The organism is Croceitalea marina (genome assembly GCF_042684265.1).
Classification (GTDB): Bacteria; Bacteroidota; Bacteroidia; order Flavobacteriales; family Flavobacteriaceae; genus Croceitalea; species Croceitalea marina.
On sequence record NZ_JBHULB010000064.1, the window covers coordinates 1 to 2,464 of the forward strand.

Genomic DNA, 2,464 nt, shown 5'->3' on the forward strand with positions numbered 1-2,464 from the left:
AGTTTTCCCTAATTTTAAACTGGCACTGGAGCAAAAGGTACGGCCATCGACTACACTTATAACCTATGAGGCGTAATGATGGCTCCTGGTGAGGCACGCCTCACACGCCATAAACAAAGCCCATTGTGGGCAATAAAAAGAAACAAAATAAGAATGCGAGAAATAGCAATAATTGTAATACTAACAATCGGGATTTTTAGCAATAAACTAAATGCACAAATTGTAACAGATAGACCTGACCAAACTGAAAGTTCTTCAACTGTTCCAAAAGGAAGTCTACAATTGGAAAGCGGAATATTAATTGGATATGAAGGCGAAAATCAAGAAAGCAAACGACAATTATTATTGCCAACTAATTTATTCCGATATGGGATTGCAAATTGGATGGAATTAAGGATTTTAAATCAATTCGAGTTGCTCAAATTGGGAGAAAATCGTTTTGAAGGAATTGGCGATTTAGAAATAGGAACGAAAATACAAATAATTAAAGGCGAGAATAAAAATACAGAAGTGGCATTTTTGACACACTTGATTATACCAACAGGTCAGGACGGATTGACAAGCGAAAAATTTGGAAGCTCCAATAAATTAAGCATTTCACATGGAATAAATGAAAACATCGGTTTGGGATACAATTTAGGTTACAATTATTTCGGTGATGGAAAAGGAGATTTTACCTACTCAATAGCATTGGGAATAGGAATAAATAGTAAAGTTGGAATATATGTTGAACCCTATGGTGAAATAGCGAATATGAAAGAACATTTTGCAAATTTCGATACAGGGTTTACATATTTGGCTAATAAAAATTTGCAATTTGATTTTTCGTTTGGAACAGGAATAAATTGGACGATGAATTATATGTCGATTGGATGTAGTTGGTTAATTGAAAAAAAATAAATACTGCCCACAACAATGTATCCTATGAAAAGCCATAGTCCAGTCTCCCAAAGATAATCAATATGTATTTTTTGTCTTAAACCACTTTTTTCTTTTTTACGATAACTTGCTCGGCATCCTATATGTGATCGTCTTTAAAGTCGTCACCGGCATCTGTATGATTATAAGCTATAATACGTTCAATCACTTGCTAACCGATGTGATGACCTGAATACCGGCCTCACCTACATTGTTCTGTGCTTTGAACGTTTGCCTTTAAATGAGCTTTGCTATTATTGTTTTTATTCTACCACTCCTATTTCATAGGGTGTCCTTGTTTTGATTACGGCCAATGTCCGGCTCAATAGCTTTCTGGCCACTTTTACGATTACTTTTTTAGTGTTCTTTCCTTGGTGTTTTCTATAATACCCCTGCATCACCGGATCGGTACGTATGGCCTGCCATGAGGCCTCTATAAAATAACTGCGTATCAAGCGATGGGAACGCATGGTCATACCTGTATGGCGTAAGGTGTCTCCGCTTTGGTAAATCCCCGGGGACAAACCTACATAACCTGCCAATTGCTTTATATTCTTAAAGCGCCTCAGGTCTCCCAGTTCACTTAATATGCCACTGGCCACTATGGGACCGATTCCCGGTATACTGCGCAGGAGCATATAATCTTCTTTATAATGGTCCTTGGTCCATTTGCGCAGTCGCGTGGAAACTTCCCTGAACTCTTGGTCTATAAAACGGAAACTCCGCATACGGCTCTCCAGAACCTCTTTGCCCGTTTGGTATTCAAACCCCAAATTGTTGAGCCAGGTCCTGAACGCATGGCTCCAGTGGTCGTTGTCGAACGCCTCCGGAACCTTGATGCCGTAATAGAGCAACTGCATCTTGATATAGCTCTTTATCTGGCGCATGTCCTTGACCAGGTCGTTCCTCCTGCGGAACAGGCTGCGCAATTGCTCACGCTTTGGGTCGGGTATCTCGATACCGCTTAATCTGCCGTCTTTGAGTTCCCTTGCCAATAGTTGGGCATCTATGCCATCGGTCTTGACATGGCGCTCCTTGCCACGGCGGAAAACATCGGCCGGGTTCACCACCATTGAGGCCCAACCATAGGACTCAAAACATCGGTGGGCGGAATAACCGCAACAACCCGCCTCATAGACCGTGCTGACATGATGGTCGCCATAGTACTTCTTGACATATTTGTGAAGTTCATCCGCATCGGGCGACATGGAAAACGTCCTGCCGGATGTAAGGTCCGTGGAGCAATGGACCTTCCAACTTCGTTTGTGTATATCAATCCCTATGTATAATTTAGGTACGGCAGTAATTTGAGTGTTCATATCTAAAGTTTTTAGCGAACCTTTAAGATACTCGACTTACTGCTTTTTCATAGATGCTAAGCGACAATGCTCCCTAAACGGTCGTACTACGCTTATACTTACCGTCGATGGCCATATCCCTTCGGGAACGCAAAATCACGTACATTGCACGCTTCCCTTTTGCTTATCGCCATCGATGGGCTTTGTACATTACACCCCATACCTAAGGAAGTTTTCCCTAATTTTAA

Annotated in this window: 2 protein-coding genes; one reads left to right on the forward strand and one right to left on the reverse strand. The window is 41.4% G+C overall.

Annotation, left to right across the window (positions count from 1 at the left end; genetic code table 11):
• Window positions 1-153 precede the first annotated feature (153 nt).
• Window positions 154-900, forward strand: a complete 747-nt coding sequence (locus tag ACFSQJ_RS14410) for a transporter (RefSeq protein WP_377767673.1) — start codon at window positions 154-156, stop codon at window positions 898-900.
• Between the two features lie 281 nt (window positions 901-1,181).
• On the opposite strand, the gene ACFSQJ_RS14415 is transcribed toward ACFSQJ_RS14410, so the two are convergent.
• Window positions 1,182-2,237, reverse strand: a complete 1,056-nt coding sequence (locus tag ACFSQJ_RS14415) for an IS110 family transposase (protein ID WP_377767674.1) — start codon at window positions 2,235-2,237, stop codon at window positions 1,182-1,184.
• Between the last annotated feature and the right edge of the window lie 227 nt (window positions 2,238-2,464).